General features: G+C 64.0%; 5 protein-coding genes and 1 pseudogene. 4 read left to right on the top strand and 2 right to left on the bottom strand.

The window, feature by feature from the left end; all coding sequences use genetic code 11:
- Nucleotides 1-370 (top strand): annotated as a pseudogene (locus tag ACY693_RS13075) (primosomal protein N'); the annotation flags it as partial.
- A 148-nt stretch (nt 371-518) separates the two neighbouring features.
- Nucleotides 519-1,292 carry a lysophospholipid acyltransferase family protein gene (locus ACY693_RS13080; RefSeq protein WP_462322267.1) on the top strand — a complete coding sequence of 258 codons (774 nt, stop codon included), beginning with the start codon at nt 519-521 and terminating at the stop codon, nt 1,290-1,292.
- Nucleotides 1,293-1,294: 2 nt separating this feature from the next.
- Here ACY693_RS13080 and ACY693_RS13085 read toward each other — a convergent pair whose 3' ends face one another.
- Together ACY693_RS13085 and ACY693_RS13090 are read right to left on the bottom strand one after the other, a co-directional pair.
- The gene (locus ACY693_RS13085; RefSeq protein WP_462322268.1) at nt 1,295-2,185 is read right to left on the bottom strand and encodes a response regulator; all 891 of its coding nucleotides are present in this window, start codon (nt 2,183-2,185) and stop codon (nt 1,295-1,297) included.
- Between the two features lie 80 nt (nt 2,186-2,265).
- Nucleotides 2,266-2,733 (bottom strand): YaiI/YqxD family protein, encoded by a 468-nt coding sequence (locus ACY693_RS13090; protein ID WP_462322269.1) that lies wholly within the window; start codon nt 2,731-2,733, stop codon nt 2,266-2,268.
- A gap of 156 nt (nt 2,734-2,889) precedes the next feature.
- Between ACY693_RS13090 and ACY693_RS13095 the strand changes: the two genes are divergently transcribed.
- Entirely contained in the window at nt 2,890-4,653 is a 1,764-nt protein-coding gene (locus ACY693_RS13095; protein WP_462322270.1) for a DEAD/DEAH box helicase, read from the top strand.
- 396 nt (nt 4,654-5,049) lie between these two features.
- Nucleotides 5,050-6,491 (top strand): DEAD/DEAH box helicase (locus ACY693_RS13100; RefSeq protein WP_462322271.1); only part of this gene is annotated, 1,442 nt, incomplete at its 3' end.

A 6,491-nucleotide genomic window follows, 5' to 3' on the forward strand; every position in this document is an offset into this window, starting at 1 on the left:
GTTGCGACAGGGCTACCGCGCCTTCGCCGCCGCCGCACTGGCTGAGCGAGCCGAGGCCGGACTGCCTCCATTCAGCTTCCAGGCGTTGCTGCGCGCCGATAGTCGGGTCGAGCAGCTGGCACTCGACTTTCTGCGCAGCGCACGCGCACAGGCCATCGCGCTTGAGCCCGGTCCGGTCGAGATCTGGGGACCGGCGCCGGCAAGCATGGAGCGCCGAGCCGGACGCTATCGGGCTCAACTGCTGCTGCAGTGCAAACAACGTCGCCCCTTGCATGCACTGATCGACCGATTACTGCCCCTGCTGCAACCGCTGTCCGACCGCCGCAGGCTGCGTTGGAGCATCGATGTCGACCCGCAAGAGAGCCTATGAATGGCATCCAGACCGACCACCGACCGCCAGAAGCACCGCGCCAGATGCCGCGTCGCTCAGACGCCTTCGGATTCACAGGGCACTGCCCTTTCGGGGGGCGCCACGCCGGAGGATAATCCGACATCCACCATCGACCTCAGTTGACCAGATGCCCATCCCTTCTTCCGCTCACAATCAAGCGCCTGTCGGTATCACGACCTGGCTCCGCAGCCTGCTCTTTTTTGCTCTCTACAACCTGATCGGCATCATCCACAGTCTGCTCTGCCTCGCCGCAGCCCCCTTTCAAGACTTTGAGCAACGCTACTGGTTCGTCAATCTCTGGTCACAGGTCACCATGTGGCTCCTGCGCAAGATCAATGGCGTTAGCATCGAGGTCGACGGGCTGGAGAACATCCCCAAGGGACAGCCAGTGGTGGTCATGTGTAACCATCAGAGCCAATGGGAGACCTTCTATCTGCAGCTACTGATCTCCCCGCAGGCCACGATCCTAAAGCGCGAGCTGCTCTGGGTGCCGTTTTTTGGCTGGGGTCTGGCACTGTTGCGACCCATCGCCATCGATCGCTCCAAAGGCTCACAAGCGCTGAAGACGCTGCTACGGGTGGGTCAGGAGCGTCTGCGCGAGGGGATCAGCGTTGTGATCTATCCAGAAGGAACCCGCCAGCCACCCGGCAGCATCGGCAGCTTCAATGTCGGCGGCGCCATGCTCGCGTCACGGGCTAGCGTCGAGGTATTGCCAATGTCGCACAATAGCGGCGACTGCTGGCCAGGTCGCTCCTTACTGCGCCTGCCCGGAACCATCAGGCTACGCATCGGCAAGCCGATCGCAACCGAAGGCAAATCGACAAAGCAGATCACAGCGGAGGTCGAGGCCTGGATTCGCCAGCATTATCCAGGCGAGCTGCGCGCCGTTGGCCCCGCCTAGGCTCAGCGCTCGATGACCGCCAAGGCGATGACGATATTGCCCTTGCCCTCATAGCGAAGCTCGGTGAAGGCCAGATGCCTCGCCATCGCGATACCGCGACCATGGCTATCGAAGATGCGGTCCGTCGAGATATCCATGAACGCGCTCCAGTCGAAGCCTAGCCCCTGGTCCTCGATCCGAAAACGCACCCGGTCAGGCTCGCGCGAGACGCGAATCTCGGCCCAACGATCGCGCTGCTCGGGCAGGGCCAGGCGCCGCTCGATCTCGGCAGTCAGACCATTCGAGCCCAGCAGCTCACCCTTCTCTTGGTAGCTAATGCCGAGATTGCCATGCTCGATCGCATTCAACATCAGCTCGGACAGACCTATTGCCACCTGAGACGACTGGGCACAGAGCGTCCCGAGCCGAGCCGCCAGGAGCTGAGCCTGCCCTGGGGTACGAAAACAGAAACGGCCTTCGCGAAATAGCGACCAGACATCGCCAATCTCGGTCTGCAGCCGCTTGAGCTCGAGCCGGTTGTGGCGATCGTCGAGGGCGCCAGAAACGATCCGCTGCAGCGACTGCGCCTTATAGGGCTTGCCAAGGTAGTACCAGGCGCCGGCGGCAAGCCCCTCAGCGACCTGCTCCGGCGCATTCGCTGCGGTCTGCATGATCACGGGCAGGGCCGAGAAGCGCGAATCCGTGTTGATCTTGCTGAGCAGAGCAAGGCCGTCGAGGCAGGGTATCGATCGATCCAGGATCAGGAGGTCGAAGCGGCTCGGCTCGGCGTCGAGCAGCTCCCAGCCGCGCAAGCCGTCTTCGACAAAGGTCAACCGATAACCGTCATCCTTGAGGAATTCTTTGATGGTCGCGACGTCAAGCAGGTCATCGTCGATGATCAGTAGTTCGCTCATCGGCACGGCAGGTCGGCTTCATCAGTCGGCTGTTGACAGCGCGTCTAAGTCTCGCCGTTAGGGCAGAGACCCGTCCGGCGTTAATGTGGCTTCTGCATATCAGGTCGGGCTCGCGCCAAGATTCGATCCAGCGCATTCGCGAAGGCTTGACGGTCAGCCTGGTTATAGGCCGGCGGCCCGCCGGTGTCCAGACCACTGGCGCGCATCGTCTCGAGGAAATCGCGCATGTTCAGACGCTGACGGACCGTTTCCGCGGTGAAGGCCTCGCCGCGCGGACTCAGAACCTGGCAATGCTTGGCAACCAGCTCAGCCGCTAGTGGAATATCCGCCGTGATCACCAGATCGCCAGCGCACGCATGCTGCAGGATATAGTCATCGGCGACATCGAAGCCGCTACCGACGCGCACGGCCTTGATCCACGCCGACGACGGCACCTGCAGTGGCTGATTGGCCACCAGCGTCAGAGATAGCCCGACGCGCTCCGCTGCCCGATACAGAATGCTCTTGACCGGATTCGGTGTGGCGTCGGCATCAACCCATATCTGCATCCTATCCACCTTCTTGTCCGCCAAGCCCGACAATTGGTCGAAGCTGAACCTTCAAGCTGCGCTACACTCTATGGTTATCTGGCATGAAAGCCTTGTTCAGGCGCGGCCACAGCTGCCGCCTTGCCCATCTCCTCCGTTTTCCCTAGGCCGTCCTCCATGTCTCACCCCTCTTCCTCCTCGAGCTTCGCCGAGCTCGGGCTGCCTCCTGCGTTGCTCAGCGCGCTCGATCGCGTGGGCTACGAAACACCATCGCCGATCCAGGCCGCGACCATCCCCAAGCTACTCGCCGGCAATGACCTGCTCGGTCATGCCCCGACCGGCACCGGTAAGACGGCCGCCTTCGCCCTGCCGCTACTGGCCCGCATCGATCTTGCTCAGCGCGCACCTCAGGTACTGGTCCTGACCCCGACCCGTGAGCTTGCGCTGCAGGTCGCCGAGGCCAGTCAGCGTTACGCAAGCGCCCTTGAGGGCTTCCACGTGCTGCCCATCTATGGCGGCTCCGATTATGGCGGACAAATCCGTCAGCTCAAGCGCGGAGTTCATCTCGTCGTCGGCACCCCAGGACGGATCATGGACCACATGCGCAAGGGGACCTTGCGCCTGGACACGCTGCAAGCGCTGGTGCTCGACGAGGCCGATGAGATGCTGCGCATGGGCTTCATCGACGATGTCGAGTGGATTCTGGAGCAGACACCGCCACAACGCCAGATCGCACTATTCTCGGCGACCCTGCCGAGCGCGATTCAACGGATCGCGCAGCGCTATCTCAATGATCCGCAGTCGATCAGCATCGAGGCCCCGACCGCAACCGCCGAGACCATCCGCCAACGCTATTGGCTGGTGAGCGGCATGCACAAGCTCGATGCCCTGACCCGCATTCTGGAGGTGGAGCCGTTCGAAGGGCTGCTGCTGTTCGTGCGCACCAAGACCGCAACCACCGAGCTCGCCGACCGCCTCGGCGCCCGCGGCTGGGCTACAGCGGCCCTCAATGGCGATATGCCACAGCAGCAGCGCGAGCAGATGGTAGAGCGACTGCGCAACGGCGCGCTCGATATCCTGGTCGCCACCGATGTCGCTGCGCGGGGTCTCGACGTTGAGCGCATCAGCCATGTCATCAACTACGACATCCCCTCTGATACCGAGGCCTATATCCACCGCATCGGCCGCACCGGCCGCGCCGGTCGCGCCGGCGAGGCGATCCTGTTCGTTGCACCGCGTGAGCGGCGCATGCTTGCCGCCATCGAGCGGGCGACGCGCCAACGCATCGAGCCGTTGACCTTGCCCTCGACAGAGACGGTCAACAACAAGCGGATCGCCGACTTCAAGCAGCGTATTACCGATACGCTCGCTGCCGGCGAGCTCGGCTTCATGCAAAGCCTCATCGAGCAGTATCAGGAAGAGCATGATGTGCCGGCCGTCGAGATCGCCGCAGCGCTGGCCAAGCTCTCGATCGGCGATCAACCGCTGTTGCTGACCGCACCCGAACGGCCGAGCCGATCGCGCGAGCCTCTCGAGCGAGGCCGCGACAGGCGCCGCGATGATCAAGAGCGTGCACGCCCGCAGCGCCGCGCACCCTCGCAGCCCGATCAGGGTATGGAGCGCTTCCGCATCGCCGTCGGCCATCGCAATGGCGTCAAGCCGGGCAACATCGTCGGCGCCATCGCCAACGAGGCTGGTCTTGACGCACAGCATATCGGGCGCATCGACATCCACGATGAATTCAGCCTCGTTGACCTGCCCACGGGCATGCCGCGCGAGCTGCTGCAAGACCTGCGCAAGGTCAGGGTCTGCGGCCGTCCACTCGCCATCAGCCGGGTCGAGACCGGTGCGGGTCCGGGTGCCGGCGCAGACGCCAACAGTGCGCGCAAATCCGGCGGCCCGCAGCGACCCCGGAAACCCCACCCAAAGAAAAACGGATAAGCCAACTCGGTTTTGGGTTAGAGTATGAGCCTTCGGGTGCCTGGACCGGTCGGCACCGCTCGCAGCCAGCTGATGCCTGATGACCTCAGCCGCGGTTGCCGAAAATCGCTTGATCCGTTCGCTGCTTCTCTGCTCATCGTGAGGCGACTGCTCGCTAACATTAAAGCTGCCGTCTCGAGGCCATCGCCCAATGCGCCACCCAGCGCGCCATCAGGCAGGTCAACTGGCATCATGCAGATGCGCTTTTGACCGGAGCCCTGATCAGACCCCTGATCAGATCCTGGGTAGGGCGATTCGCTGACCCGCAAGCAACGCCGCTCTGGCACCTAACCATCCAGCCCGGACCGGCTCCCGCCTCACGAAGGACGGGAGGGCCTACCTGGAGTCTACAACGCAATGTCTTTCGATACCCTTGGCCTATCGGCCGAGCTGCTGCGCGCGGTTCGCGAGCAGGGCTATACCCAACCTACCCCCATCCAAGCCAAGGCCATCCCAACCATCCTCAGCGGTGGCGATGTGATGGCGGCCGCCCAAACCGGCACGGGCAAGACCGCCGGCTTCACCTTGCCCCTGCTGCAGCGCCTGAGCACCCGAGCGTCGCACCCATCCGCCGCCCAATCCGCGCCCACAACAGCTCGCCAGCCTGCCGATGCTGGCAGTGGCCGAGCCACTGGCCGAGCCGGACCAGGCGCACGCCGGCCGGTTCGGGCACTGGTGCTGACCCCCACCCGCGAGCTCGCCGCCCAGGTACAGGAGAGCATCCAGACCTACGGCCGTTATCTGTCGCTGCGCTCAGCGGTGATCTTCGGCGGTGTCAAGATCAACCCGCAGATCGAGCAGCTGCGCCGCGGCGTCGACATCCTGGTCGCCACGCCTGGTCGCCTGCTCGACCATGCCAGCCAAGGCACAGTCGACCTTTCCGAGGTCGAGACCCTGATCCTGGACGAAGCCGACCGTATGCTCGACATGGGCTTCATTCATGACATCAAGAAGGTGCTGGCACTGCTACCGCCGAACCACGCTCGGCAGAATCTGCTGTTCTCTGCGACCTTCTCTGACGACATCAAGCGTCTCGCCGAGCGGCTGTTGAATAGCCCCGAGCTGATCGAGGCCGCGCCGCGCAACACCACCGCGGAGCGTATCGACCAGGTCGTCTACCCAGTGGATCGCCATCGCAAACGCGAGCTGCTGAGCCACATGATCGGCTCCAACGACTGGCGCCAGGTGCTGGTCTTTACCCGCACCAAGCACGGCGCCAATCGGCTCGCTGAGCAATTGCAGACCGACGGCCTCAGCGCTGCCGCCATCCATGGCAATAAGAGCCAGGGTGCGCGTACCCGCGCGCTTGCTGGGTTCAAGAGCGGCGAGCTGCGGGTGCTGGTCGCCACGGATATCGCCGCGCGTGGGCTCGACATCGATCAGCTACCGCATGTGGTCAACTACGAGCTGCCGAACGTCCCTGAGGACTATGTGCACCGGATCGGCCGGACTGGCCGGGCTGGGCGTGAAGGCCAGGCCGTCTCGTTGGTCTGTGTCGACGAGCATCGACTGCTGCGCGATATCGAGCGTCTGCTCAAGCGCGAGGTGCCGAAGATCATTCAACCCGGCTACGAGCCGGACCCGAGCATCCCGGCCGAGCCGATCAAGAACGGCCGCAGCGGACCGCGGCCAGCGCGCGCCGGCGGCCGCAGCGCCGAGGGTCGCGGCGCCGCGGCCCCAGGGCAGCGGCCACGGCGTGCGGGCACTAGCAATGGCAGGACCGATGAGCGCCGCGGCCAGGGTGGTCGCAAGACGAGTAGCGCCAGCAGGAGCGACAACGACGGCAACCGCAATCGAGC

This window comes from Halochromatium sp., assembly GCF_054919635.1.